Annotated in this window: 24 protein-coding genes, 1 pseudogene and 1 riboswitch; of the genes and pseudogenes, 14 read left to right on the top strand and 11 right to left on the bottom strand. The window is 67.6% G+C overall.

Annotated elements, in window-relative coordinates:
- Positions 1 to 16: 16 nt before the first annotated feature.
- Positions 17 to 1,522 carry a cytochrome ubiquinol oxidase subunit I gene (locus tag ACFYMC_RS26935; RefSeq protein ID WP_388529805.1) on the bottom strand — a complete coding sequence of 502 codons (1,506 nt, stop codon included), beginning with the start codon at positions 1,520 to 1,522 and terminating at the stop codon, positions 17 to 19.
- A gap of 188 nt (positions 1,523 to 1,710) precedes the next feature.
- On the opposite strand from ACFYMC_RS26935, the pseudogene ACFYMC_RS26930 reads away from it, so the two are divergent.
- Positions 1,711 to 2,078, top strand: a pseudogene (locus ACFYMC_RS26930) (cyclophilin-like fold protein).
- A gap of 12 nt (positions 2,079 to 2,090) precedes the next feature.
- Here the strand turns inward: ACFYMC_RS26930 and hisC are convergent.
- Positions 2,091 to 3,170: a histidinol-phosphate transaminase gene (gene hisC, locus ACFYMC_RS26925; protein WP_388529803.1), complete on the bottom strand. Its 1,080-nt coding sequence runs from the start codon at positions 3,168 to 3,170 to the stop codon at positions 2,091 to 2,093.
- A gap of 353 nt (positions 3,171 to 3,523) precedes the next feature.
- On the opposite strand from hisC, the gene ACFYMC_RS26920 reads away from it, so the two are divergent.
- The 5 genes from ACFYMC_RS26920 (at position 3,524) to ACFYMC_RS26900 (ending at position 7,920) form a co-directional block, all read left to right on the top strand.
- Positions 3,524 to 4,636 (top strand): LacI family DNA-binding transcriptional regulator, encoded by a 1,113-nt coding sequence (locus ACFYMC_RS26920; RefSeq protein ID WP_388529800.1) that lies wholly within the window; start codon positions 3,524 to 3,526, stop codon positions 4,634 to 4,636.
- A 217-nt stretch (positions 4,637 to 4,853) separates the two neighbouring features.
- The gene (locus ACFYMC_RS26915) at positions 4,854 to 6,014 is read left to right on the top strand and encodes a metallophosphoesterase (protein ID WP_388529798.1); all 1,161 of its coding nucleotides are present in this window, start codon (positions 4,854 to 4,856) and stop codon (positions 6,012 to 6,014) included.
- Positions 6,015 to 6,187: 173 nt separating this feature from the next.
- Positions 6,188 to 7,021: a hypothetical protein gene (locus ACFYMC_RS26910; RefSeq protein WP_388529795.1), complete on the top strand. Its 834-nt coding sequence runs from the start codon at positions 6,188 to 6,190 to the stop codon at positions 7,019 to 7,021.
- A 303-nt stretch (positions 7,022 to 7,324) separates the two neighbouring features.
- On the top strand, positions 7,325 to 7,723 hold the full coding sequence (locus tag ACFYMC_RS26905; protein WP_388529792.1) for a carboxymuconolactone decarboxylase family protein: 399 nt from the start codon (positions 7,325 to 7,327) through the stop codon (positions 7,721 to 7,723).
- Positions 7,723 to 7,920 carry a hypothetical protein gene (locus ACFYMC_RS26900; protein WP_388529789.1) on the top strand — a complete coding sequence of 66 codons (198 nt, stop codon included), beginning with the start codon at positions 7,723 to 7,725 and terminating at the stop codon, positions 7,918 to 7,920. Before ACFYMC_RS26905 ends, ACFYMC_RS26900 begins: the two co-directional genes overlap by 1 nt.
- Positions 7,921 to 8,040: 120 nt before the next feature.
- Here ACFYMC_RS26900 and thiC read toward each other — a convergent pair whose 3' ends face one another.
- Entirely contained in the window at positions 8,041 to 9,831 is a 1,791-nt protein-coding gene (gene thiC / locus ACFYMC_RS26895) for a phosphomethylpyrimidine synthase ThiC (RefSeq protein WP_388529787.1), read from the bottom strand.
- Positions 9,825 to 9,959, bottom strand: a riboswitch (TPP riboswitch). Its footprint overlaps the gene before it by 7 nt.
- A 71-nt stretch (positions 9,960 to 10,030) precedes the next feature.
- Between thiC and ACFYMC_RS26890 the strand changes: the two genes are divergently transcribed.
- The gene (locus ACFYMC_RS26890) at positions 10,031 to 11,488 is read left to right on the top strand and encodes a YibE/F family protein (protein WP_388529784.1); all 1,458 of its coding nucleotides are present in this window, start codon (positions 10,031 to 10,033) and stop codon (positions 11,486 to 11,488) included.
- 215 nt (positions 11,489 to 11,703) lie between these two features.
- Here ACFYMC_RS26890 and ACFYMC_RS26885 read toward each other — a convergent pair whose 3' ends face one another.
- From ACFYMC_RS26885 to ACFYMC_RS26870, 4 genes are all read right to left on the bottom strand, one after another.
- Positions 11,704 to 12,138, bottom strand: a complete 435-nt coding sequence (locus tag ACFYMC_RS26885) for an SsgA family sporulation/cell division regulator (RefSeq protein ID WP_388529782.1) — start codon at positions 12,136 to 12,138, stop codon at positions 11,704 to 11,706.
- A gap of 100 nt (positions 12,139 to 12,238) precedes the next feature.
- Positions 12,239 to 13,009 carry an IclR family transcriptional regulator gene (locus tag ACFYMC_RS26880; RefSeq protein ID WP_388529779.1) on the bottom strand — a complete coding sequence of 257 codons (771 nt, stop codon included), beginning with the start codon at positions 13,007 to 13,009 and terminating at the stop codon, positions 12,239 to 12,241.
- A gap of 158 nt (positions 13,010 to 13,167) precedes the next feature.
- The gene (locus ACFYMC_RS26875) at positions 13,168 to 13,398 is read right to left on the bottom strand and encodes a DUF5326 family protein (RefSeq protein WP_388529777.1); all 231 of its coding nucleotides are present in this window, start codon (positions 13,396 to 13,398) and stop codon (positions 13,168 to 13,170) included.
- A 170-nt stretch (positions 13,399 to 13,568) separates the two neighbouring features.
- Positions 13,569 to 13,886, bottom strand: coding sequence for a cupin domain-containing protein (locus ACFYMC_RS26870; RefSeq protein WP_388529774.1), 318 nt, complete (start codon positions 13,884 to 13,886; stop codon positions 13,569 to 13,571).
- 76 nt (positions 13,887 to 13,962) lie between these two features.
- On the opposite strand from ACFYMC_RS26870, the gene ACFYMC_RS26865 reads away from it, so the two are divergent.
- The 5 genes from ACFYMC_RS26865 (at position 13,963) to ACFYMC_RS26845 (ending at position 17,736) form a co-directional block, all read left to right on the top strand.
- Positions 13,963 to 14,340 carry a phage holin family protein gene (locus ACFYMC_RS26865; protein ID WP_388529771.1) on the top strand — a complete coding sequence of 126 codons (378 nt, stop codon included), beginning with the start codon at positions 13,963 to 13,965 and terminating at the stop codon, positions 14,338 to 14,340.
- A 10-nt stretch (positions 14,341 to 14,350) separates the two neighbouring features.
- Positions 14,351 to 14,845, top strand: coding sequence for a low molecular weight protein-tyrosine-phosphatase (locus ACFYMC_RS26860; protein ID WP_388529827.1), 495 nt, complete (start codon positions 14,351 to 14,353; stop codon positions 14,843 to 14,845).
- On the top strand, positions 14,842 to 16,008 hold the full coding sequence (locus ACFYMC_RS26855; RefSeq protein WP_388529768.1) for a cystathionine gamma-lyase: 1,167 nt from the start codon (positions 14,842 to 14,844) through the stop codon (positions 16,006 to 16,008). Before ACFYMC_RS26860 ends, ACFYMC_RS26855 begins: the two co-directional genes overlap by 4 nt.
- A gap of 238 nt (positions 16,009 to 16,246) precedes the next feature.
- On the top strand, positions 16,247 to 17,173 hold the full coding sequence (locus tag ACFYMC_RS26850; protein WP_388529765.1) for a LysR family transcriptional regulator: 927 nt from the start codon (positions 16,247 to 16,249) through the stop codon (positions 17,171 to 17,173).
- Between the two features lie 83 nt (positions 17,174 to 17,256).
- On the top strand, positions 17,257 to 17,736 hold the full coding sequence (locus tag ACFYMC_RS26845) for an NUDIX domain-containing protein (protein ID WP_388529763.1): 480 nt from the start codon (positions 17,257 to 17,259) through the stop codon (positions 17,734 to 17,736).
- Between the two features lie 46 nt (positions 17,737 to 17,782).
- Here the strand turns inward: ACFYMC_RS26845 and ACFYMC_RS26840 are convergent, their stop codons facing one another.
- A complete protein-coding gene (locus ACFYMC_RS26840; protein ID WP_388529824.1) occupies positions 17,783 to 18,934 on the bottom strand; it encodes a globin domain-containing protein in 1,152 nt (383 codons plus the stop codon).
- A gap of 122 nt (positions 18,935 to 19,056) precedes the next feature.
- Entirely contained in the window at positions 19,057 to 19,728 is a 672-nt protein-coding gene (locus tag ACFYMC_RS26835) for an HAD family hydrolase (RefSeq protein WP_388529760.1), read from the bottom strand.
- Between the two features lie 193 nt (positions 19,729 to 19,921).
- Here ACFYMC_RS26835 and ACFYMC_RS26830 point away from each other — a divergent pair, with 193 nt between their 5' ends.
- Both ACFYMC_RS26830 and ACFYMC_RS26825 read left to right on the top strand, forming a co-directional pair.
- Positions 19,922 to 20,794: a GNAT family N-acetyltransferase gene (locus tag ACFYMC_RS26830; RefSeq protein ID WP_388529757.1), complete on the top strand. Its 873-nt coding sequence runs from the start codon at positions 19,922 to 19,924 to the stop codon at positions 20,792 to 20,794.
- 21 nt (positions 20,795 to 20,815) lie between these two features.
- Positions 20,816 to 21,274 carry a GNAT family N-acetyltransferase gene (locus tag ACFYMC_RS26825; RefSeq protein WP_388529754.1) on the top strand — a complete coding sequence of 153 codons (459 nt, stop codon included), beginning with the start codon at positions 20,816 to 20,818 and terminating at the stop codon, positions 21,272 to 21,274.
- An 84-nt stretch (positions 21,275 to 21,358) separates the two neighbouring features.
- Here the strand turns inward: ACFYMC_RS26825 and ACFYMC_RS26820 are convergent, their stop codons facing one another.
- Together ACFYMC_RS26820 and ACFYMC_RS26815 are read right to left on the bottom strand one after the other, a co-directional pair.
- Entirely contained in the window at positions 21,359 to 22,753 is a 1,395-nt protein-coding gene (locus tag ACFYMC_RS26820) for a serine hydrolase domain-containing protein (protein WP_388529752.1), read from the bottom strand.
- Between the two features lie 311 nt (positions 22,754 to 23,064).
- Positions 23,065 to 23,889, bottom strand: coding sequence for an alpha/beta fold hydrolase (locus ACFYMC_RS26815; RefSeq protein ID WP_388529749.1), 825 nt, complete (start codon positions 23,887 to 23,889; stop codon positions 23,065 to 23,067).
- Positions 23,890 to 24,486 lie beyond the last annotated feature (597 nt).

Raw genomic sequence — 24,486 nt, 5'->3', positions numbered from 1 at the left:
CGCGTTCTCTCCAGCCTCAGTACGAGAAGGCCATGGGACGGTCGGCGTCTTTGTCGTCGCCGCCGATCTTGGTGGGCGGGTTGAGGTCGGACTCGGTGAGTTCGGGGGGTCCGGCCTTGACGTACTTCACGAGCAGCTTGATCTCGACCACCGCGAGCACGGCGTACAGGGTGGTGAAGACGATCATCGAGGTGAGGACCTCGGCCTGCGAGACCCCAGGGGAGACAGCGTCCTTGGTGCGCAACACTCCGTACACGACCCACGGCTGCCGGCCCATCTCCGTGAAGATCCAACCCCAGGCTGTGGCGATCAGGGGGAAACCCGAGGTCCACAGGGCCAGGCGCCAGAACCACCGGGTGAGTGAGGGGTTCAACGGTCGGGTCCAGACGGCCAGGTGCGGGACCTCGTCCTCGCCGGTACGCAGAGCAGCGGGCAGCAACAGCTTCCGCCGCGTCAACCACAGCCCGACGAAGCCGATCCCCATGGAGACCATGCCGAAGCCGATCATCCAGCGGAAGCCCCAGTAGGCGACGGGGATGTTCGGACGGTAGTCGCCGGGCCCGTACTTCTCCTGCTCCGCCTTGTTGAGGTCGTTGATGCCTGGGACGTAGGAGTCGAGGTCGCCGTTGGCGAGGAAGGACAGTATTCCCGGGATCTCCAGGGCGACCTTGTTGTGGCCCTCCTCCACGTCGCCGTAGGCGAAGACCGAGAAGGGGGCGCCGGCCTCGCCGTCCCACAGCGCTTCGGCGGCGGCCATCTTCATGGGCTGCTGACGGAACATGACCTTGCCCAGTGCGTCGCCGCTGAGCGCGGTGAGCGCTCCGGCGATCAGTAGAGTGACCAGCCCGATCCGCAGTGAGGCCCGCATCTCCGGGATGTGCTTCTTGCGGGCCAGGTGGAAGGCGGCGATCCCGACCAGGAACGCCCCGCCGACCAGGAAGGCGGCGCTGAGCGTGTGCCACACCTGGGTGAGTGCGGTGTCCTGGGTGAGCACCCGCCAGAAGTCGGTGAGCTCCGCTCGCCCCTTCTCCTCGTTGATGCGGTACCCGACCGGGTGCTGCATCCAGGAGTTGGCGGCCAGGATGAAATAGGCGGAGAGGATGGTCCCGATGGAGACCATCCAGATGCAGGCCAGGTGGATCTTCTTCGGCAGCCGGTCCCAGCCGAAGATCCACAAGCCGATGAAGGTGGACTCGAAGAAGAAGGCGATGAGCGCTTCGAACGCCAGGGGTGCGCCGAAGATGTCACCGACAAAGCGGGAGTAGTCAGACCAGTTCATGCCGAACTGGAACTCCTGCACGATGCCGGTGACCACACCCATCGCAATGTTGATCAAGAAGAGTTTGCCCCAGAACTTGGTGGCCCTGAGGTACTTCTGGTTGTTCGTCCTCACCCATGCGGTCTGCAAGCCGGCCGTGAACGCGGCGAGCGAGATCGTGAGCGGGACGAAGAGGAAGTGGTAGACGGTGGTGATACCGAACTGCCATCGCGAGAGAGTCTCCGGCGCCAAAGCCAGCTCCACGTCGCCTTCTCCTTACATCGCCGTGATCGCAACGGCAGTTTGCCCACCGCGACCCACCCAATCCGGGAGGAATGAGGACACGCTTGTGAACGCGTTCACATTCACAAGCATTATGTCGTACGAGGTATTCGATCTTCTAAGGGGGGTCCCCGTGCAAGGGCTGGTCAAGAAATTCAACATCTTGTTGAATCTGGCCATACATCTTCTGGCCTGCCGGCCATCTCATCGCCAGCCTCGACGCCACCTCGACCGCCAGAGCCCTGGCCGAAGCCCTGCCGATCGCCTCCACCGCCGCCACCTGGGGCGAGGAGGCGTACTTCGACACCGGGGTCCGCGCTTCGCTCGAAGACGGTGCCCGGCAGGTGGTGGCGCCGGGCACCGTCGCCTTCTGGACCGAGGGAACGCCTTCGCGCTCCCCTACGGACCAACGCCGATCTCATCTGGCAGCGAGAGCCGGCTGGCGAGCCCTTGCAACGTCCTGGGCTCCATCGACGGCGACCCCCGCCTGCTGGCCACCGTTCGCGATGGCGACCCCATCCGCCTGGAGCGGGCCTGAAGTGCGGGCGCCCTACAGTTCCTTGCGGAACGCCTCCGCCGTGTGCAGGAAGAGATCGTTAGCCTCGGTCTCACCGATCGTGATCCGCAGGCCCTCACCCGGGAAGGGTCGGACCACCACACCGGCCTTCTCGCAGGCGGCTGCGAAGTCGAGCGTCCGCTCCCCCAAACGCAGCCACACGAAGTTGGCCTGCGTGTCGGGCACCGTCCAACCCTGGTCGACCAACCCCTGGTGGACCCGGGTGCGCTCACAGACCAGCGAGCCGACCCGGCCCAGCAGTTCGTCCTCAGCACGCAGCGAGGCCACCGCCGCGTCCTGTGCGAGCTGGCTCACCCCGAACGGCACCGCCGTCTTGCGCAGCGCAGCCGCGACGGGCTCGTGTGCCACCGCGAAGCCGACCCGCAGGCCGGCCAGCCCGTAGGCCTTCGAGAAGGTGCGCAGCACCGCCACGTTCGGCCGGTCCCGGTAGACCTCGATGCCGTCCGGAACCTCCACGTCCCGTACGAATTCGCGGTAGGCCTCGTCGAGCACCACGAGCACGTCCGAGGGCACCCGGTCCAAGAATCGTTCCAGCTCCGCCCGGCGCACGGCGGTGCCGGTCGGGTTGTTCGGGTTGCAGACGAAGACCAGTCGGGTCCGGTCGGTGACCGCATCCGCCATGGCGTCCAAGTCGTGCACATCACCGCTGGTCAGTGGCACCTTGACCGAAGTGGCCCCGGAGATCTGGGTAATGATCGGGTAGGCCTCGAAGGACCGCCAGGCGTACATCACCTCGTCGCCCGGGCCGGCCGTGGACTGGATCAGTGACTGGGCCACACCCACCGAACCGGTACCGGTCGCCAGGTGCTCCACCGGCACCGAGAACCGCTCGGCGAGCTCGTTCATCAGGCCCGTGCACGCCATGTCCGGGTAGCGGTTGAAACTTCCGGCCGCCGCCACGGCGCTCTCCAACACCCCGGCCAGCGGCGGGTAGGGGTTCTCGTTCGAGGACAGCTTGTAGGCCACGGGGCCCCCGGCAGCGGCCGGCTTCCCGGGCTTGTACGTGGGGATACCGTCCAGCTCAGCGCGCAGCTTGGGGGTCTTCTCGCTCACCGCAGGTCCTCCTCGACCTTCCCGTCCAACTCAATACTGCTCACCTTATGAGGATTGTGGCGTCCGGAGAACGGGTGGCGGCCGGAAAGCGTGGGGGAGCGCGTGCATATATGCGCGCGCCGGTGGCCTGCGCCGTGGCGCGCATCCCTCGTGCAGGTGAGTTGAGACCTCTTTGAGACCTCACTCCCGCAGCAGGCCCGTCCGGGTCGACAAGTGGCACTCTTGGCCATTCGGCCTCAACTACCTTTGCTATCAAGGTCATTCCGCCTGGCAAGCCATGCAGAATCGTGCCTGTCAATGAGTGCATATGCACCCGGACCAACCACCCCTCCGAGCCCTACTATCGGGTCGCCATGACAGCAGCAGGGAAGCACCAGGTGAGCCGGACCGAGACCCCCCGGCGGCCCAGCCGGCCAGGACGGGCGGGCATCAGGGACGTGGCCGCGGCGGCCGGCGTCTCCATCACGACCGTCTCAGACGCGCTCAATGGCAAGGGACGGCTCCCCGACGCCACCCGCCGCCATGTCCGCGAGGTCGCCGACCGGCTGGGCTACCGCCCCTCGGCAGCGGCCCGAACCCTCCGTACCGGCAAATCGGGCCTCATCGGCCTGACCGTGACGACCTACGGGGATGAACCTTTCACCTTCACGGAGTTCGCGTACTTCGCAGAAATGGCCCGGGCCGCCACCTCGGCCGCCCTCGCCCGCGGCTACGCCCTCGTGATCCTCCCCGCCACCTCCCGCCACGACGTCTGGTCCAACGTCGCCCTCGACGGCACAGTGGTCATCGACCCCTCCGACCACGACCCCGTCGTCGCCGAACTGGTCCGACAGGGCTTACCGGTGGTATCCGACGGCCGGCCGGCCGGCTCCCTACCGGTCACCGCCTGGGTGGACAACGACCACGAGGCAGCCGTACTCGACCTGCTCGACCACCTCGCAGCGGCCGGTGCACGCCGGATCGGCCTGCTCACCGGCACCACCACCGACACGTACACCCGGCTGTCGACCACGGCCTACCTCGACTGGTGCTCCCGGGTGGGCCAGGACCCCGTCCTGGAGTCGTATCCCGCCCACGACCCGTGCGCGGGAGCGGTCGCCGCCGACCGGCTACTGGCCCGGCCCGACCGGCCGGACGCCGTGTACGGGCTCTTCGACCCCAACGGGACCGACCTGTTGGCAGCAGCTCGCCGCTACGGGCTACGCGTCCCCGAAGACCTGCTGCTCGTCTGTTGCAGCGAGTCCACGGTCTACGCGAAAACCGAACCGCCGATCACCACGCTGTCACTCAAGCCCCGACGCATCGGGACCGCCGTGGTCCAGCTACTCATCGACGCCATCGAGGGAGCGGAAAACGAACGCCCGGTCGAGCAGGTCATACCGACCGAACTGATCGTGCGGGCCTCCTCACAGCGCCGCCCGCCACGCACGACGGTCAGCGCCCCCCGCTCGCCGGACCGGGACTGAAGGCTCCGGGCGCAGCCCGGTCCCGGCTCTACCATCGGCGACAGTCCGCGCAATTCGGGAGGAAGCGCCAAGGCTCCATCGGGTCCAGCCGGATTCATCACCCCTGGTGCATCACAGAGCACGAGCCGCATTCCTATGATGGGCGGACGACACCACGGACCCGACGACCAGGGGAACTCCGAGGGTGTGCGGCAGCGCGACGGTGGTGGAGGGGTCGATGACTCAGGGGGCCGGTCAGGGACCCGTGCAGACGGAGGCGCCGGGCGACGCCCGGGCCACCGCCATGTCACACCGCGAGCCGAAGCTCCCCCGGCAGCCCGGACCCCACGGGTTCGGGCAGTTCGGCCCCGCCACCTACCCCGGCCCGTACGGCGCCCCCACAGCTGCGGCCCCGCATCCAGGCCCCTACCTGGGTACCTGCTCGACCACCAGCGAACCGACAGAGCCTGTGGCCACGGACGAGTACACCCCGACCCAGCGGGACCTGCCCGTGATCACCGGGCCGGGCAGCACCCTGCAGATCCACAGATCATCCGGAGAGCCGGCCCCCGACGGACCGGGGCCGCTCTACGTCGTCGGCGACGTGCACGGCTACCTCGACGAACTCCTCGCCGAGCTGCGCGCCCAGGGCCTGGTCGACGCCGACGGCCAGTGGTCGGCGGGCAACGCCCGGCTGTGGTTCCTCGGCGACTTCACCGACCGCGGACCGGACGGCATCGGCGTCATCGATCTGGTGATGCGGCTGTCCGCGGAGGCCGCAGCCGCGGGCGGCTACTGCAAGGCCCTGATGGGCAACCACGAGCTACTGCTCATCGGCGCGAAGCGCTTCGGGGACACTCCGGTGGGCTCCGGCGCCGGCACCGCGACCTTCCAGGCCGCCTGGTTGCTCAACGGCGGACAACACACCGACATGGAGCGCCTTGAGGACGTCCACCTCCAGTGGATGTCACGGCTGGACGCCGCTGCGCTGGAAGACGACCACCTACTCCTGCACTCCGACACCACGGCCTACCTCGACTACGGCTCGTCCATCGAGGACGTCAACGACACCGTGCACGAGGTACTCACCCGCGGTGACGCCGGGGAGTGTTGGGAGTTGTTCCGGAAGTTCACTCGCCGGTTCGCCTTCCGCGATGAGGAGTCCGGCCCGCCGGCCGTGCGGGAACTGCTCGATGCGTACGGCGGCCGGCGGGTGGTCCATGGCCACAGCCCCATTCCGTACCTACTCGGCGTGGTCGGTTCCGAGGACGGCGAGGACAGTCCCCGGCCGACCGTCGAGGGACCACACGTCTACGCGGACGGGCTTGCGGTGGCGATGGACGGCGGCGTCACCATGGCCGGCAAACTGCTCGTCGTGCAACTGCCGTTGGGGCAGTGAGCATTCATCCGGCATCTGCCGATAGCCCAGCCGAACCCCTCATTTACGGAAAGACTCTGTCTCCACACGGCATGGTCGCCCTACTATCGGCTTGTCCATAGCAGGCTCTCCTCCGTTTCCGCCGACTGCCCGGATTTCCTGCACCGGCGTACGGCCCTACGGAGCATCGGGGGATGCACATGACCAGCGCTCCGCACCTGCTGGCCGAGGACCGGCCGGAATTCGAACGGCTCCTCGACGAGGCATTGCGCACCGCGCCAGGACGCCGGGAGGCATCCACTCTGGGTGAGCAGCTCAATACCGAGCAGTTGCGCAGGATGGCGCTCAATGCCGAGCCGATACTCATCTCAGCCGCCGCCGCGGAATACGAGCACTATGTGAAAGTGCGGGAAGAACTGAGAGAGCCCGGGAACGCCGGCGCACTTTCCGGGGACACCGGTGCGAAGGGCGCAGATGGCGCCGGTGCCGGCGCGATCGTGACCGTACTCGCCCCACTCCTGGCGGGCACCGCCTCGGTGATCTTCCTGCTGAGCGGGTACGCCCTCAAGCTCATCGAGCCGGAACCGGCCTTCGCGGGCACCCTGGTCACCGCCGGCTGGCTCTTCGCCGGCCTCACCGCGATCGGCATCCTCTGCGCGGCCATCGGACTGCTCCTGACGGCGTTGCGCAATGGTGCCACCGCGGTGGCGGCGGACACCGACGAAGCCGTCCCCGACGAGGTTCACCGAGCCCGGGAGGCCTGGCGGCTCGCCCTGCTGGAACGAGGCATCCTGCCCTTCCTCCACGAGGCTCTCGCGAAGGCCGACGAACGCGGCGACTCCGCAGCCCCGCCACACCGTTCCCCGGGACTGATGCCCCGGCTGGGCTTCAGCAGCCCCCAGTTCAGCAGCCCAGCCCCCCGCGCGGACGACCCGGCGCCCCGTCCGCGCTTCAGCAGCCCGGACTACAGCGGACCGGAGTTCGGCGGCCCGGACCACGACGAACCGGGCGCACCGCCCGTTCGCTGATCGCCCCGCAGCGAGGGAGTCCACTCGGCGGTCCACCGAGGCGGGTCGGCGCCGGGACGCCATTTGTCCTCCTGCTCCGCCGCGGCTGCACCACCGAAGCCCACGGAGCGGCCGAACATTCCCCACCGATCGGCTCTAAGCTGAACATAAGGCCCGATGCCGTACGTGATCGCGCGCCCAGGCCCGGTCAACGTCTGTTCGCGTGTGCGCTCCGTGCAGCACGGCCCGGGTTGATGGACACGTCCGCCCCCAGCGCGGCCGGACCCGGGTCGTCGGCGTCCGGCCCGCGAGAGGGGCCCTGTCATGGCTGCCACGAACAACCGCGGCGAGATCGAGGCCGACATCAAGCAGACCCTGGGACTGGTGCCGCACTTCTTCTCCGCGATCCCCACCGAGCTGCTCGGTCCGGAATGGGAGCTCTTCAAGAGAATCGAACTCGGCCAGACGCTCATTCCCAACAAGTACAAGGAACTCATCGGGGTGGGCCTGCACGCCGAGACCAAGTGCCGGTTCTGCAGCCTGTTCCACAGCGAGGCCGCCAAGCTCTTCGGGGCGACTGACGAGGAGATCCAAGAGGCCGTCCACTACGCGAAGTCCAGCCTCGGCTGGAGCGCCTACATCAACGGCATGCAGGAGGACTACGACCAGTTCGCCAAGGAGCTGGCGCAGGTCACGGAGTACGTGCGGTCCCAGGCCGCCTGATGGAACTGGAACGGGTCCGGCCGATGGTGCTGCGCGGCACCTTCCACGCCTACGAACTCGCCGCGCTGACGGCAGCGGCACGCTTCGTGGTGGAGTCCGCGCCCGCCGAGGTGCCGAAGGAGTCGCTGGACCAACTGGCCCAGCTGCTGAGCGAATACGACCAGCAGGTTCGTCGGCTCTCCGGCCGGCAGGGCTGAGCCGCCACTCGGCTCAGCCCCGAACGAGGGAGCACCGGCGAAGCCGCGATGCCCCCTGCGGGCAGGCCCGGCCCGCGCCTCCCCCCGAAGGACGCGGGCCGGGAAGCCTACGCGCGGGACTCAGTCCGCCAACGGCAGGTACACGCGGTTGCCCGAAGCCGCGAACTCCGCCGACTTCTGCATCATCCCCTCGGCGATCTCCGCCTCGGTGGCGGCGTTCTCGTCGCCACCGAACTGCTCGCTGATGCTGCGGCTGATCTTCATCGAGCAGAACTTCGGACCGCACATGGAGCAGAAGTGCGCGGTCTTGGCCGGCTCGGCCGGCAGCGTCTCGTCGTGGTACTCGCGGGCCGTGTCCGGGTCGAGGGCCAGGTTGAACTGGTCCTCCCAGCGGAACTCGAAGCGCGCGTCGGAGAGCGCGTCGTCCCACTCCTGCGCACCCGGGTGCCCCTTGGCCAGGTCGGCTGCGTGCGCTGCGATCTTGTACGTGATGACGCCGGTCTTGACGTCGTCCCTGTTGGGCAGGCCCAGGTGCTCCTTGGGCGTGACGTAGCAGAGCATCGCCGTACCCCACCAAGCGATCATGGCCGCGCCGATGCCCGAGGTGATGTGGTCATAGGCCGGAGCCACGTCGGTGGTCAGCGGGCCCAGGGTGTAGAACGGGGCCTCCTCGCAGATCTCCTGCTGGAGGTCGATGTTCTCCTTGATCTTGTGCATCGGGACGTGGCCCGGGCCCTCGATCATGGTCTGCACCTGGTGGCGCTTGGCGATGGTGTTCAGCTCGCCCAGCGTCTTGAGTTCGGCGAACTGCGCGGCGTCGTTGGCATCCGCGATCGAGCCGGGTCGCAGACCGTCGCCGAGCGAGTAGGTGACGTCGTACGCCGCGAGGATCTCGCAGAGCTCCTCGAAGTTCGTGTAGAGGAAGTTCTCCTGGTGGTGCGCCAGGCACCAGGCAGCCATGATCGATCCGCCGCGCGAGACGATGCCGGTCTTCCGGCGCGCGGTCAGCGGCACGTACGGCAGCAGCACGCCGGCGTGCACCGTCATGTAGTCCACGCCCTGCTCGGCCTGTTCGATGACGGTGTCCTTGTAGATCTCCCAGGACAGTTCCTCCGCCCGACCGTCCACCTTCTCCAGCGCCTGGTAGAGGGGCACGGTTCCGATCGGGACGGGGGAGTTGCGCAGCACCCACTCACGGGTGGTGTGGATGTTACGGCCGGTGGAAAGGTCCATGACCGTGTCGGCACCCCAGCGGGTGGCCCAGGTCATCTTCTCCACCTCCTCCTCGATGGAGGAGGTGACGGCGGAATTACCGATGTTGGCGTTGACCTTCACCAGGAACTTCTTGCCGATGATCATCGGCTCGATCTCCGGGTGGTTGACGTTCGCGGGGAGCACCGCGCGACCGGCGGCGATCTCCTCGCGCACGACCTCGGCAGAGACGTTCTCCCGGATCGCGACGAACTCCATCTCCGGGGTGATCTCGCCACGGCGGGCGTAGGCGAGTTGAGTGACGGCCGCCCCGCCACGTCCCCGTCGGGGCAGTCGGGGACGGCCCGGGAAGACCGCATCGAGGTTCTTGAGTCCACCGCGGGGCGAGGTGTGCTTGATGCCGTCGTCCTCGGGGCGCACCGGACGGCCCGCGTACTCCTCGGTGTCGCCGCGGCTGATGATCCAGTTCTCGCGCAGCGGCGCAAGGCCGCGCCGCACATCGGTGTCGACGGTCGGATCGGTGTAGGGCCCGGACGTGTCGTACAGCGTCACGTCCCTGCCGTTGGTGAGGTGCACCTGCCGGACCGGCACCTTGAGGTCAGGGCGGGAACCCTCGACGTACCCCTTGTGCCAACCCGGCTTCCGCTCTTCCTGACCGCCCTGGCTGGTGGCAGGCGTGCGTGCGTCCTGAATGGTCATGAGACCTATCTCCCTACGCCGGCATTACCCGGTAACAGGTTCGGCGGTCGACGCAGCCTCTTCCCGTACGTGCGTACGGTGATCAGCGCCCTCTCAGCCCGGTGCTCCGAGCTCCCGCGTGTGCAAAGGTGCCCCCACGCTAGCGTCATGCCTGGCGTGCTGAACAGTGGGCCCCCTCATCTCTTGCGATGATCAGTCGGTGACCTTTTCGCCGCAGACTGACGACGATCCGCAGCACGACCGCGACCACGGTTACCGCTCCCGCCCCGGATCCCAGCCTCCGGCGGTGCCTCCGCGCGGGCCCGGGGTCCCCGGTCAGGGCCGCGCGGACGAACCCGAGGGCCCCCCTGACCACGGGCACGGGGGGCACGGACACAGCCACGCCCACGGTCCGGCTGCCCCTGTCTCCCGGCATCTGCGCAAGGTCATCGCCGCCGTCCTGGTCCCGTTCGCCGCGGCCGTTCTGGCAGGTCTGTTCGTCCTGTGGCCGGGTGGGAGCACGGCACAGGACCGCACCGGCGTCGGCTTCGACCGGCAGACCCAACAGGGACGCGTCACCGCCCTGGCACGGATCGACTGCAAGGAGGTGAACGCCTCCCAGGTGCCGCCCACGGGGGACACCTCCACGGCCGAGGGCCGCGAGGCGGTGGACGCCCAGACCGGGCAGTGCCGTAGGGCCACGATCGAGGTCACCACGGGTCCGGAGAGCGGCCGGACCTTCGTGGAGATCGTTCAACCCGGGGCACCGCGCCAACTGGAACAGGGCCAGGAAGTAGTCGTGGCCTATGCCCCGGACGCCCCTCGGGACCTGCAGTACTCCGTCACCGACGTGAACCGCAAGCTCCCGGTCGCCTTGCTGGCTGGGCTGTTCGCCGTAGCGGTGATCGTGGTCGGGCGGATGCGCGGCCTGACCGCGCTGATCGCCCTGGCCGTCAGCTTCGCCGTACTGACCATGTTCATCTTGCCGGCCATCCTCCAGGGGTCCAATCCTCTGGTGGTGGCGGTGGTGGGGGCCAGCGCCATCATGCTGATCGCCCTCTACATGTGCCACGGGTTCAGCGCGCGAACCTCGGTGGCGGTCCTCGGAACCTTGATCTCGCTGCTGCTGATCGGCGTGTTGGGATCGTTGTTCATCGACTGGGCCTTCCTGAGCGGAAACACCGATGACAACACCGGTCTGATCCACGGCCTGTACCCGGACATCGACATGAGCGGCCTCCTGCTCGCCGGAGTCATCATCGGTTCGCTGGGCGTGCTCGACGACGTGACGGTCACCCAGACCTCCGCGGTGTGGGAACTACACCAAGCCGACCCGGCGATGGGACCGCGGGCGCTGTACCGCTCCGCCATCCGGATCGGACGTGACCACATCGCCTCGGTGGTGAACACCCTGGTACTGGCATACGCGGGCGCCGCACTGCCGCTGCTGCTGCTCTTCTCGATCGCGCAGAGCAGCGTCGGGACAGTGGCCAACAGCGAGTTGGTGGCCGAGGAGATCGTCCGCACCCTCGTGGGTTCGATCGGTCTGGTCGCCTCGGTTCCGGTGACCACGGTGCTCGCCGCCCTGGTGGTGTCCGCCGACCGCCCGGGGACATCGGCCGGCGGCACGGACGCCGGATCCGGGCGCAGGGGTCGGGGACGACGCCGAAAGCCGTGACCAGCACCTGCGTCGGCCCCGCAGCAGACCGGGCCGGTCCCGCGCGCCCTCAGCCCGCGTCCTGGTCCCACCCGCCCCGTCGGACTGGGCGCCACCGACCGGACGACAGCACCGAGCAACCTCGGCGGTCATGACGCAGCGTAGTCACCACAGCGGCGGTCCACCCCTGTCGAGCCGACCGAACCCACTGAGATCCAGCCATCGCTCCCCTTGGCTCAGCCCGCGTTCTCCCCGGCGAGGATGCGGTCGAGGGCTCGTTCCAGGTTCTCCTCGAAATCACCCATGGCGCGCTCCTGGCCCATCGGCACCAGCCGGTCGGTCCGGTCCAGGAAGGCCACCAGGGGGGCGGCGCCGACCCGGAACAGAGCACGGTCACCACCCACCTGTAGGCGGATGTGGACGTCTGACAGCTCTTCGGGGTCCGTGGGAGCGATGTGCACATCACCGTCCCCGCACGGCTTGTTAATGCCGTCGAGGAGTAGCTCCCGCCCGAACGCCCAGGTCACGGGCGCATCGCCGGGGAGGTGGAAGGTCAGGCGCACCGCGTACGGATCCTGTGCGTCGTAACGGAGTTCCACCGGAATGCGGAATGCGAGCTCCTCCGAGACGAGGAAGCTCATCATGACCTCTGCCTGTACCGACTCGCGCATAGCCAACCCCGCTGTAGTGGTAAGTGGCCGGGAATGGTCCCTCAAGGCCCTCTTGACGCAATCGTGGTGGAAGCGCTAGTAGATCACAAGGAGTGAGTTTTCAGATACTGATAGAGATCGAGAGGGCACTCAACAGCGCGCCTACTTCCCTTTGTAGTCGATTGACTGCGGAGAGCAACCGCTGTTCCTGGTGCAGGGGAAGGGAAATGGCCAGGGTTGCCGCGGTCTCACCGGCCGCAACGGGAATCGCGGCGCACACCGTTCCCAGCGCGTACTCCTGGCGCTCGACCACTGGTCCTGCGCCTTCCAGCGCGCCCATGCGGTTCTCGAAGGACCGCAGATCACGCAGCGTGTACGGAGTGATGGCAGTCATCGCGTGCCGGTCGAAGTGGTCCTGACGGACCTGTTCGTCCACCTGCGCCAGCAGGCACTGGCCGATCGCGTGTGCGTGGGCGGTCTGCCGGAAGTCCGCCCACTCCTCGCACGCCGGGCTGTTAGGGGTGTCGGACACCCCGACCAGTTCGACCTCGCCTTCGCGGTAGACCGCGAAGTAGACGGGCGCACCGATCACATCGCGAAAGTGCGCCAGCGAATCAAGGATCATGCTGCGACGTTTCTGCTGCATCCCTCCGGCCCCCAACCGCTCAGCCGCCGGACCGAGCAGGAAGACCCCGTGTTCCCTGCGGACGTAGCCCTCGTGACTGAGGGTGCGTAACAGGTGGTAGGCCGTGGGAAGGGGCACCTTGGCCTCGCGGGCCAACTGCTTGGCCGGAGCTCCCCCGGGATGGGACCCGACGGCTTCGAGGAGCCTCAGCGCCCTCTGCACCGAAGTGATCAAGGTCGGGACAGCGGCGTTGTGGGCCGTTGGCAAAGCTCACCCCCGGGCGCGTGGCGGTGGGCCGACGGCCCACTGACAAGGACCGCCCGGCACGGCACTCCGCCCCGTGCGCCGTTCCACGGCGCTCGGCGGCTCCTCCCGCACGATCCACCCGGTCTAACGACTCAGGCCGCGCCAGGCGGCGGGTCCGCCTACCACTCGTTTCCGGAAGACTTCGAAGAACCGGCACCGCTGAACTTCCTTACGACGAAGATCAGTCCACCGACCAGCGCCACGAAGATCAACACCTTGAACAGCAGGCTGATGATCCAACCGAGCACCGTGGTGATGACGCCGCCGAACACGAGGAGGGCGAGGAGCGGCACCGCCACCCACTTCACCCAGCCGGGCATGCCTGCGAATATCTGCCGAACGCCATCCATCGTCTCCACCTCTCCCGCTGTACCGGACCGCTTCCGGCTTCTCACACACCCCGATGCTAAGCAGGATCTCCAGCCGATCGGACGGCCTCGGGCCCTTGGACTCCCCTGATTCCACCCTTAGGGACAGCGCTGCCCGATGTGGCCCTCCTCACCTACGTACCCGGGGTGGATCAGCCTTCCGCGGGCGAGAAGACCACCAGCACCTTCAGGTCCTCCGAGATGTGGTGGAACTTGTGCGGCACCCCGGCCGGCACGTAGACCACGCTGCCGCGCGCCACCAGGGTCGTCTCCTCCCCGACCGTGATCGAGGCCCGGCCGCTGACGACGAAGTACACCTCGTCCTGTCCGTGCGGCTGTTGGGGGTCACTCTGCCCGGCGTTCAGGGCGTACAGCCCCACCGACATGTTCCGCTCCCGCAGGAACTGAAGGTAGGCACCGCTGTTCGCGACGCGTTCCGCCTCTAGTTCGTCCAGCCGGAAGGACTTCATCGCCGGGCGCCCCTTAGGTGTGTGATCCGCAGATCTGCCGATGTCCACCACCGATCATCTCTGCCACGATCGGCCTATGACGAATTTCCTCGTAAGAACGCTCGCCAACGCCGGCGCCCTGTGGGTGGCGGTCTGGCTACTCAAGGACATCACGCTCACCGGCGACAGCACGAGCCGCGAAGTGCTCACGCTGATCCTGGTCGCCCTGCTCTTCGGCCTGGTCAACCTGATCGTCAAACCAGTGGTGCGGCTGCTGTCCCTCCCTCTGTTCGTACTCACCCTCGGGCTGTTCACCCTGGTGGTCAACGCACTGATGCTGCTGCTGACCTCGTGGCTGGCCGAGAAGTTGGACCTGAGCTTCCACGTGGAGGGATTCTGGACGGCGGTGGCCGGTGGCCTGATCATCAGCATCGTCTCCTGGGCGCTGAACATGCTGCTCCCCGACGGTGACTGAGTACCTGCCCGTGGCCTACCGCGTGTGCTTCGTGTGCACCGGCAACATCTGCCGGTCGCCGATGGCCGAGGCCGTCTTCCGGGCCCGAGTCCGGGAAGCCGGGCTCGACGGCCTGGTGGTCGTGGACAGCGCCGGTACCGACGGTTGGCATGAGGGTGACGGGGCCGACCCCCGCACCCGCACGGTCCTGGACGCGGCCGGCTATGACCTCGACCACCGGGCGCGCCGGTTTCAGGCCACCTGGTTCGAACGCCTCGATGTGGTGATCGCCCTCGACGAGGGGCACCTGAGGGAGCTGCGCGGACTGGCTCCGACCGCGCACGACGCCGCGAAAGTACGGCTGCTACGCGGCTACGACCCAGCGGCGGACCCCGGGGACCTCGACGTACCCGATCCGTACTACGGCCAACTGGGCGGGTTCGAGAACTGCCTGTCGGTGATCGAATCAGCAAGTGACGGACTGCTCGGGGCCGTCCACGAAGCACTCAAGGAGCGAGCCCCATGAGCGATCCGCAGGCGAGCGGCGGCCCCACCAGGCGGGCCGCCGCTGTCGGTGAGGGAACCCGCGCGGTACGGGCAGGGCTTCCCGAAGCGGTCAAGAACGAGCCCACCCTGCCCGGACCCGTGTTCGCAGCCCACTTCCACCTGCCCGGCGAAGTCGGCGGCCCCTACACCTACGGCCGCGACACCAACCCCACCTGGACCCTGCTGGAAGCAGCGATCAGCGAGCTTGAAGCACCGGGCCAGAAAGGGGTCGAAACAGTCGTCTTCGCCTCCGGCATGGCCGCGATCTCCGCCGTCCTGCTCTCCCAGACGCGGGCGGGTGACACCGTGGTCCTGCCGGACGACGGCTATCAGACACTGCCCCTGCTCAGCTCCCAACTGAGGGAGTACGGCATCGAGGTCCGCACCGCACCGACCAGGGGGGACGCTCAGTCATCGATCCTCTCGGGGTCCAGGCTGCTGTGGATCGAAAGCCCTTCCAACCCGGGCCTCGACGTCTGTGACATCCGCCGGCTGGTGGCCACGGCCCACGCCGGGGGCACCCTCGTCGCCGTCGACAACACGCTCGCCACACCGCTGGGGCAGCGCCCCTTGGAGCTCGGCGCCGACTTCTCGGTGGCCAGCGGCACCAAGGGCCTGACCGGGCACGGAGACCTACTGTTGGGCTACGTCACCTGCCGCGATCCGCAGCTCACGGCCAAGGTACGACAGTGGCGCAAGATCGTCGGCGCGATCTGCGGCCCGATGGAAGCCTGGCTTGCGCACCGGTCGCTGGCCACGCTCCAACTTCGCACCCTGCGCCAGTGGGACAACGCCCTCGCCCTCGCAAGGACACTGACCGACCGGGAGGAAGTCGGCGGCGTCCGCTACCCGGGGCTTCCGCGGGACCTCGCACATGAAGTGGCGGCCGGTCAGATGCGTGGTTTCGGTGGGGTGGTCTCCTTCACGCTCCCCGACCGAGCCCACGCGGATCGCTTCCTGTCCGCACTGAGCCTGGTGGAGGACGCGACGAGCTTCGGCGGCGTACGGTCCACCGCCGAGCGGCGGGGCCGCTGGGGTGGGGACGCCGTCCCAGAGGGCTTCATCCGCTTCTCCGCGGGCTGCGAGGACACCGACGACCTGGTGGCGGACGTACTGAACGCCCTGGACTCGGCAGAAGACTGAGCGAAAGCGGCGAGAGGAACTGGAGGCCCGCGGGTGGACGGGCCGGACCTCCCCCCTCGCGATCCGACCCGTCCGGTTCCCGCCGCTGCCCACACTCCTGGGCTACGCGCGAAGAACCACGCGGACAAGGCTAGTTGACTCTGCGTCAGAGTCCAATCACCAAGGCGACAGGGTCCTATTCGCATACTTATAGTTGAAGGCTCTCCGGAGGCGCTGTCTGACCGAGAGGGGCTCCGCAATGGATTTGGCCCTGTTACACACCTTCGTCGCCGTGCACCGGGCCGGGTCCTTCACCCGAGCCGCCGCCCTGCTCGGACTCTCCCAGCCCGCCGTCACCTCCCAGATCCGCACCCTGGAGAAACAGTTGGGGCGCCCGCTGTTCCTCCGCCAAGCACGTGGCGTGACCCCCACCAGCATCGGCGAGGAACTCGCCCTCAAAGCAGCCCCGCACCTGGATGCACTCCTGGAGATCGCCGACGCCGGAGTGCACCAGGAATCAGGCACCCGGACCCTGCACCTGGTCGGACCACCCGAGTTCACGACCCTGCGAGTGCTGCCCACGCTGACCGGCCCGGACACCCTCCTGCATGTCACGCCCCACCCCCAGGCGCGCGGCCCACGGCTGCGCGTCTCCTTCGTGAGCAAGGCGAACCAGGCCGTGGAAGGCCTCGCCGGCGGTCTCCACGATTTGGCGATCACCACGGCGCGCCCCCGCAGCGGCCCCTTCACCGCCACCGCGCTCTGCGACGAGGAGCACGTACTGGTCGCCTCCCCGGCTCGCGCCAAGGAGATCGACCTCGCCTCGCTGGCCACGACCGGCCCCGCCGCCCTAGACGGCGTGCCAGTGATCGAAGTGCACGCCTCCCTACCGCTGGTGGCCCGCTACTGGGCCGCCGTCTTCGACACCTGCGCCACGGCCCCCGCCGCCGTGGTCGCACCCGATCTACGAGCAGTCCGCGCCTGTGTACGGGCCGGGGCGGGCGTCGCCGTACTGCCCCGTTACCTCTGCGAAGCGGATCTCGCCCAAGGCCAACTGATAGCCCTGCTGGAGCCTGCCGTACCACCCCTGCGAACCTATTTCCTGGTGGTGCGCACCGGCACCCTCGGCAGACGCTGCCTGGCCTGGGCTCATGAGCGGCTACTACGCGCCGCGAGCGCCTGGTGACCGGTTGCCGAAAGACGGCGTGGAATCCGACCTCGGCCGATGCCTGGAGTTTGGAAAGTGCCTGACCGGGCCACTCTTCTCCCATGACCGAACGGCCCGTGGTCAAGCGCACCGCACGCGCCATCCTGCTCGACGGCAGCGACCTCATCCTGATCAAGCGCACCAAGCCCGGGGTCGATCCCTACTGGGTGACCCCGGGCGGGGGAGTGGAACCCGAAGACAGCACGGTGGTGGACGCACTCCACCGCGAAGTGCACGAGGAACTCGGCGCGAAGATCACCGACGTGGTGCCCTGCTTCGTCGATACCGTCGAGCACATCGCCGGTGGCGGAGTCACCGGCGTCAAAGTGCAGCACTTCTTCGTCTGCCGGCTGGAGTCCATGGACCCGGGTCTGCGGCACGGTCCCGAGGTGGACGAACCCGCAGGGGAGTACGAGATCGTCCGGGTGCCCTTCAGCAGGGTAGGCATCGCCGCCGTCCACCTCGTCCCGCTGTCCCTGCGCCACTACCTCGACGGCAACATCGAGGGCGTTCGCGCCATGCACGCACCCGACCTCGGCTGAGGGCAGCCAGATGACGGCGCCCCCTGGACACCCAGACGGCCCGCCCTCAACGACCCGCCGCCACCAACTCCTCCAACGCATCGTGTCGAATCCGCTCGTCCGGGATGCCGATGCGCCTGAGGGCGTCGACACCACTGCGGATTAGACCCAGCGGGCCGGATATGTAGGCGTCGTAGTCGCTCCACGGACCGTTCGTGCCCACCGCCTGAGGCAGTTGACCAGTCAGGCCGTCTGAGATCACCGGACGCACCGAAAGCCAGGAGTAGGAACGCTGCATGCCCAACAGGGTGTCGATGTCGTAGAGGTCGTGATCGCTGCGCGCCCCGTAGAAGACCTCCACGGGCCGTCGTTCGCCGTGCTCGGCCACGTCCTCGACCAGAGCCTTGATCGGCGCGATCCCCGTACCGCCGCCCAGACAGAGCAGGCCGTTGTCGGTGCTGTGGTCCACCACCATCGACCCGCTGGGCGGCCCGAGTCTGAGGACGTCCCCCGGCTGGGCGTGCCGCACCAGTGCGGTGGACACCCACCCCGCCGGAACGGCCTTGACGTGGAAGGACAGCAGACCATCTGCGCGCGGGGCGGAGGCGAAGGAATAGTGCCGCCACACGCGTGGCCACCACGGGGTCTCCAAGCTCGTGTACTGCCCGGCGAGAAAGGGATAGGGCTGGTCCGTTCGGACCGTCACCACGGCTACCTCAGGGGTGCGCAGTTCATGGCTGACGATCTCCGCCTGCCACCACGCGGGAGTCCGGGACTCCTCCTCCGCCGCCGCATCGATCATGATCTGTGAGATCGTCGTGTACGCACGGACCCAGGCTCCTTGGGCGGCAGGGTCCCAGCTCTGCTCCGCGTACCGTGATAACGCCCCGATGAGTGCCTCGCCGACCACCGGGTAGTGCGCGGCCATGGTGCCGTACTTTCGATGGCCACGTCCCAGCCCACGCAGGTAGGGGGCGAGCACCTGGGGGCTGTCAATGTGCTCAGCGGCCATCAGCAGCGCCCGCAGGAGCCGGTCCCGCTGCACGTCCATCGCAGCGGGGAACAGGCTGCGGAGCTCAGGATGCCCGGTGAAGACCAGAGCGTAGAAGTACGACGTGACCTTGTCGGCGATCGGTGCGATCTCCGCGAGCGTGCGGCGGATCAGCACGGCATCGGGCGACGGGTCGAGCGGATCCATCCAGTGCCTCGCTTCGAGCATCTCGGTCGATCTGCCTGCGGTCATGACTCACGGAGCCGGAGGACCGGTCGTCGCAGCATGCCAGCGGAGGGGCGACGTGGGAGGGAAAAGTGAAATTCCCGCCTTTCGAACCCCTTTTCTCGTTACCATCCCTTGTTTTCCGGTACGCCACCATGCGTGCACGGCATTCCGGATCGGCCCAACGCATAGGCCTCACGTAGATCGCGCCCCTCGTAAACGTGGGTCGCCACTCGTGCGAGCGTCACCTTTGCGTTGACCGCCACCGATGTGGGCACGGCGGCGAATAGGGCCGCATCTGTCATCGAGTCCCCATAGGCCACGCACTGGGCCCGGGTCACACCGAACCGTTCACAGAGCTGGTCCGCTATGGAGACCTTGGCTTGTGGAGTGAGGACCCCCGCCACGTCCAACGGCTGGGTGAAGGGAACCGCAGGGAAGCGGGACCCGTATGCGGCGTGCGCCCCCCACTCCAGGAGCAGCTCCACGAAGAAGGAGGGACTGAGTGAAATGACAGCGCAAAACTCTCCGGCCTCCTCGATCTGCCGCCACACCTCACGGATACCCGCCAACCAAGGGGCCCCGTCGAAAGCCGCCCGTACCTGTGCCGGCGTCAGGCCGGCCCACAGCTCATGGACCCGCTCGGCATACTCCGGGGGACCGATGAGCCGCTCCGAGAACTCCCGCTCGACCCCTTGGATCTCGGCACTCAAACCGAGTTGCTTGGAGATCTCCACCGGAGCGGCCGAGCCGTACATCAGCGTGCCGTCGAGATCGAAGAGGTGGAGTGCCGTCATATGCGTGAGGCTAGTACGGCTGTTTCACGTGAAACAGCCAGTTACATATGTCTCGGTCACACCTCTGGCCTGTTCCTGTCGCCAGGGACCCAGTCGTGTTTCACGTGAAACAGCCCTCAAGAGGGCATATCGCAACCTGGTGCCAGCCAAAATACGCTGGACCAACCCCTGCCGGGTGAGGGACCCTACCTCCGTGCCGACACAGCCCCTGACTTCGCTCGACTTCCGCCACCTCAGCATCAAAGACCTGAGCCACTGCTCCGATCTCTCCGAAGATCGGGGGTGGCCCCGCGAGGAGCACAAGTGGGGGCTCCTCCTCTCCGCCGGGCTCGGCTACGGACTCGACGCCCCCGACGGAGCAGGACTTGCAGCCTGCTGCGTGGTCACGAGCTACGGCACCCCGGGCAGAGAACCCTCGCTGCACGCGATCGGAATGGTCCTGGTCGCGGCGCGCTATGCGCGCCAAGGGCTCGGGAGGCGGTTGATGGCCCATGTACTGCGGGAAACACACCCCGTACCCGTGACCCTCCATGCGACCCCGAACGGGCAGCCGCTTTACGAACAGCTCGGCTTCCAGGTCACCGGACGCTCCGAAATGCTCCTCGGGAACTTCATCCCGGACCCCGGCCCGGCCGACGCTTCCATCCGGCAGGCCGTGGCCGAGGACCTTCCCGAGATCCTTCGCCTTGACCACGAGGTCTTCGGTGCAGACCGCACCTCCATGCTCGCCCGCCTCCCGGCATTCGCCGACCACCTTCTGGTGGCCGAGGCCGGAGGGCGACTCACCGGCTATCTGGCAGCGTGGCCCAACGGGGAAACCCATGTGGTCGGCCCACTCGTCTCGCAGGACTCCGGCACCGCACAATCGCTCATCTCCGCCCTGGGTGCCCGCACGGAACGGCCACTGCGGACGGACGTCGACGAGCGCCACGGCAAGCTGCTGGCCTGGCTCAAGGACCACGGACTGCGCACCGTCGCCACCAATGCCGTCATGGTCAAGGGTGCAGGGGAACTGCCCGGCGACTGGACTCGGCGGTTCGCTCCCCTCACGGTCGCGGCAGGCTGAGCCGCTTCTAGGATGGCAGCCATGATCGATCAAGAACTGAACATTCGTCCGGCTACGGAGACGGACCTTCCGGAGATCATCGCTCTGCTCGCCGCGGACCAACTCGGAGCCACCCGCGAGAGCCTGGACGACCTCGCCCCGTACCGTGCGGCCTTCCGGCAGATATCAGGCGACCCGAACCAGAAGCTCATCGTCCTCGAACGTGGCGGGCGGGTCGTCGGAACCCTGCAACTCACCATCGTGCCCGGCCTCTCCCGCAAGGGATCCACCCGCTCGATCATCGAGGCGGTACGCGTCCACGCCGACGAACGGGGCTCGGGGCTGGGCGGTCAGCTGATCAACTGGGCCATTGCGGAGTCGCGTCGAGAGGGCTGCCAGCTGGTCCAGCTAACCTCGGACGCCACCCGTGAGGACGCCCACCGCTTCTACGAGCGGCTTGGCTTCACTGCTTCGCACCTCGGTTTCAAGCTCGCACTCTGACCACCCACCGGCCAGGCCCTGGGGAACCTTCACGGGCTGCTCACACCTGGCCGGATCGACGGGCCAGGTGTGAGCAGCCGTCCCTCAGCGCCAGCCCAAGGGGTCCACCCCACCCGGAATGGGCACCTGCGGGTCGTAGGGCAGTCGGGAGAAGACGAAGGAGCCCAGGTCGAGATGGCTCAGCGAACCATCTGGGCGCCGCACCGCACGGAGCGTCTCCCCCGCGTAGTAGCCGTTGAGTCCGGTCCAGGAGCCGTCCGCCTCGGCGCGGAACTGCGAGGCCCTGCCTCCGGCCGCCACCGGACCCAACTCCAGCCCACCGGCCGGCAGCACCTTCAGGAGGTAGGCGGCGGTCCCCCAGTACCAAGGGCCGGTCAGCTCCAGCAGCGCGGCATCCAGACCCGCAGCAGGTCGCCAGGGCTCCGGGATCCGCGGCTCTGCCTCGGCCACGATCCGCACCAGATCGGCAGCCACTGTGGCAGCAGGCAAGCCAGAGGTGCAGTTCGCCAACACCACGGCGGCCACGTCATCCGCCTCACAGGCCCACAGTCCGGCCATGAACCCTGGAAGGGAACCACTGTGGCCGGTCATGGCCCGACCACCGACACTCCACAGCTGCAACCCCAGACCGTAGCCCGACTCCACCACGCCGCCCTCCGGTGGAGCCACATGAGCACGCATTTCCGCGACGGACTCCGCGCACAACACCCGCTCATCACCACGGGAGAGGAAGACCGCGAAGCGCGCCAGATCCTGAGCCGTGGACCAAAGGACCCCGGCCGGGGCCATCAGCCCTAGGTCCTCAAGCGGCTCCGGCAACATCACGTCCGCCCAGGGGTGGACGGCCCAGCCCGCCGCATGCGGCTTCACCGGCTGTACCGTGGTCCTCCTCAGCCCCAGCGGCTCCAACACCTCCGCCCGCAGGGCTTGCTCCCAGGAACAGCCTCGAACCGCCTCCACCAGTGAACCCAGCAGTGTGAAGCCGGGGTTGGAGTAGTGGAAACGCCGTCCAGGAACATGTCGGAACGGCTCGCCTCCCAGCACGTCCGCCAGCTCCGGACGCAAGGCCCCGGGCGAGCGTTCCCACCACTCGCCCGGAGTCTCGGCCGCCAAACCCGCGGTGTGCGAAAGCAGTTGGGCGATGGTCACCTCACCCGCGCCCGTACCGGGCAAGTGCTTCTCCAGGGCGTCTTCGAGGCTCAACAAGCCCTCGTCACGCAGACGCAGGATGAGCACAGCTGTAAAGGTCTTGGTGATCGAGCCGATCCGGTACTGCACATCACCGTCCGGCCCTTGGCCGGCCACCGACGACCGCGCCCCTTGCCAAACGGTGTGTCCGTCTCGCACCACGGCAGCGACCACCGAGGGGGCCCGGCCCTCTGCCTGGGCCACCGCCAGGCGATGCGCCAACGCCCTTTGTGTGGCGCCCAGAAGACCAACAAACACGTGCTGCCCAGATACGTCCTGCTCAACGGTCATACAGAGGATCTCGCATTCCGGTTCATAGCGCATCGCGCTGTCCAGCGGCTTCTCAACCCATCCCGGTCATTGTCTCTGCACACGTCCGCTGATTTCGCAGCATTTCCGTGGAACGCCAGGGCCCTCCGTGCATCTCGGCACTCGGGGCAGGAGTGCTCACCGGGGCGGTAAGTCCTGGCCCGCCAGACCCAGATGCCTCAGAACCCTTCGGGCCGTTCCACTTCGCCCCATGAGTTGGATCGCGCTGCTTCTAGAGCTGTACGGTGCCGTGCCTGCCGCGGAGTTCTGCCAGTTCCTCGGCCGGTTGTCCGTCAGGAGAAAAAGGTCATCAAGGCTGCGGTGAGTTCAGCGGGAGTGTCTTCCTGCACGAGGTGGCCCGCACCAGGAAACAGCACGAGATCTGCTGCCGGGATCACGGAGGCCAACTCATGAGCCTTGTGCACGGGGATCCATTCGTCATCCTGGCCCCAACAGACAAGGACCGGGATGTCGATGGATCCGTAGTGTCCCTGGATCTCATCGGTGAAGCGCTGGTCGGCCTGGGTGATCTGGCGATAGAAGGCCGGCTGTCCCCGCTCTCCGATCCAGGGCTCCACAAGCCGTTCGAGGACGGCCGGGTGTAGTCCGGGGCTGCTGGCCGAACTGACGTATTCGCGTACCAGAGCGCGGTGAAGGCTCGGCGGCAGCTTCTCGAAGACCTTGGCGTTCTCGCCGACCAGGCGGAAGAAGGGCGATCCCCAGGGTGCCAGAGCAACCGGGTCGACCAAGGCAAGCCGACGGTAGCGTGCACCGTGCAGGAGGTGGGCGCGCAGGGCGACGGCCCCTCCGAAATCGTGCGCGACAACGAGCGGCTCGGACAGTTCCCAGTGCTCCAGGAGCTCGGTGAAGATCCGGCTCTGCGCGGACAGCGAGACGTCTTGGCCATCGAACTTGCTCGACACGCCGTAGCCAGGCATGTCCCAGACGAACAGCTGGTGATCGACCGCAAGGGCACGCGCGACACCGCGCCAGACGTAGGAGGAGAACGGGGTCCCGTGCAGCAGGACCACCGCGGGGGCAGAGGGGTCTCCGAGGCGCTCCCAACGGACGTCTCCTGACGTACTACGAAACGTCCTGGACAACTCCCAGTCCCGCACCGCGTCCCCTTCCTTCGGTCCCTTCCGCTGTACGGCCTTTGCATCCTACGTTCTGCCAGTTGGTCAGCGAGGGCGCGCAGCAGACGACCCCGCAGAGATCAGTGGTCGAGCGCGTCCCCACGGCCGACCATGCCGGCTCTCGGTCTCGGCCCGCCCCAACAGGAGACCCCTTCCCCAAAGCGGCCGGCTGCCAGCCGCCGCCTCGGAGCGCCAACCGCGCTGTGGATCGCGGTCGGCGTGCACCTCACCTCGCCAGCCTGGTGTCAAAGGGCTTCCATTTCCCGGCCGTACGACGGAGGCCCACCGAGACTTCGCCGATCCCACGCGACACACACCCGCCTGCGAGAGATCGACAATCCGAGCGGAGTGCGCCTCGCCGCCCTCTAACTGGCAGCCAGTAGGATCTCGCCGCCGGCGGCATAGCTCGGCGCTGTGACCTGCGACTTCGGTGGTTCTCTCATGGCTTGGCCAATGAGTTGTCTCACACCGCCGTGTCTTTTCCCCTGGGCTTGATCCGCTTTGACGGACACTCCTGATCAGGGGCTTCGCCCCCGGAAGGATGATGTCCATCATGGAGAGCATGGGGAAGAAGAAGCC

The sequence above is a fragment of the Streptomyces sp. NPDC006879 genome, assembly GCF_042869595.1.
GTDB lineage: Bacteria > Actinomycetota > Actinomycetes > Streptomycetales > Streptomycetaceae > Streptomyces.
Note: the sequence above shows the minus strand (reverse complement) of the source record. Positions and strands in the feature narration are given on the sequence as shown.